Raw genomic sequence first — 1,430 nt, forward strand, 5'->3', positions numbered from 1 at the left:
TGAAGTGAACCCCCTGAGTTGGAGAAATCTAACTCAGGGGGTTTTACTATGTTCACAGTTGAAATAAAGAAAAAAGTTCTAAAAGAATATTTGAAAGGTAAACCAGCCGGTTTACTAATGAAGAAGTATGGAATCAAGGGATCTGCAACTATTTATCAATGGTTGGATCATTTTAAAATGTTTGGGATTCAAGGCTTAGAAAATAATTTAGGGAAGACATTTTATGATTATTCCTATAAAATGAAGGTCATTCACTGGCGATTAAAACATAGGGCTTCTTTTCCGGTTACAGCACGTCATTTTAAAATTAAGAATCCTGTCGTGATTTGGGACTGGGAAAAGAAACTGGTACAAGGTCGCTTAAAAACTTCAAAAGGAAAACTGCCTAAAATGACTAAATCAAAAAATCCAAAAACTTCAAAACAATTACAAGAAGAAAATGACTTTCTAAGGGCACGGGTAGCGTACTTGGAAAAATTGGACGCCTTAATACAGAAAAAACAAAGATTAAAAACCAAGAAAAAGCCCAGATAATCACTGAGTTAAGGTGTGAATTACAGATTAAGTTGGCAACCGTATTAAAAGCTGGACTGATGTCCAGCAGTAGCTACCATGATGCTTGTAAACGAGAGTACCAACAAGATTCAAAAGAACTGATTGAAACGATTAAAACAATTTGTGAAGGGCATTCTGATTATGGGTATCGTCCCGTAACAAGTGAGTTACGTAACATAGGCATTAAAATCAATCACAAAACCGTGTTGAGAATAATGCGAGAAAACAAACTCCTATGTCACGCTTACGAACGAAAAACGAAAAGATATAATTCATATAAAGGAACTGTTGGTAAAATAGCTTCCAATCTTTTAAACCGACGTTTTAAGACTGATAGATCCTATCAAAAAATAGTAACTGATGTCACTGAACTACGATGGGGAAATAAAAGTACAAATGAAAGAGCTTATTTTACGGCATATATTGATTTATTTAATAGTGAAGTCCTTCAATGGTCAATTAGCCTCCACCCAACGGTGGAGTTTGTGACAGAACCACTAAAACGGTTAATCAATAAACGTTCAAATCTCAGTTATCGAATGACAGTTCACTCTGATCAAGGATTTCAATATCAGAACAGCCGTTATACAGAGATTATCAAATCAGCAAAAATTTTTCAAAGTATGAGTCGCAAAGCGACTTGTTTAGATAATGCATGTGCTGAAAGCTTCTTTCATATTTTAAAAGTTGGGACAGTTCATAATCACGATTATGCGACATACGAAGCTTTAAAAGTAGCCATAAAAAATTATATTGATTATTACAATCATAAAAGAATTAAAATAAAACTGGCCGGTATGTCTCCGATTGAATATCGAAAACATACCGACCAGATGATCGCTTAATATTTACTCCAACTTTTGGGGTTCACTTCA

The 1,430-nt window shown here is 34.5% G+C and carries 2 protein-coding genes; both read left to right on the plus strand.

Features of this window, described 5'->3' with window-relative positions; genetic code table 11:
• The first annotated feature begins 48 nt into the window (after window positions 1-48).
• On the plus strand, window positions 49-534 hold the full coding sequence (locus AC1RPJ_RS07575; RefSeq protein WP_481761995.1) for a helix-turn-helix domain-containing protein: 486 nt from the start codon (window positions 49-51) through the stop codon (window positions 532-534).
• Between the two features lie 26 nt (window positions 535-560).
• Window positions 561-1,400: an IS3 family transposase gene (locus tag AC1RPJ_RS07580; RefSeq protein WP_481761996.1), complete on the plus strand. Its 840-nt coding sequence runs from the start codon at window positions 561-563 to the stop codon at window positions 1,398-1,400.
• Window positions 1,401-1,430: the final 30 nt, after the last annotated feature.

The sequence above is a fragment of the Dellaglioa sp. CoH-57-MRSF-17 genome (genome assembly GCF_056782015.1).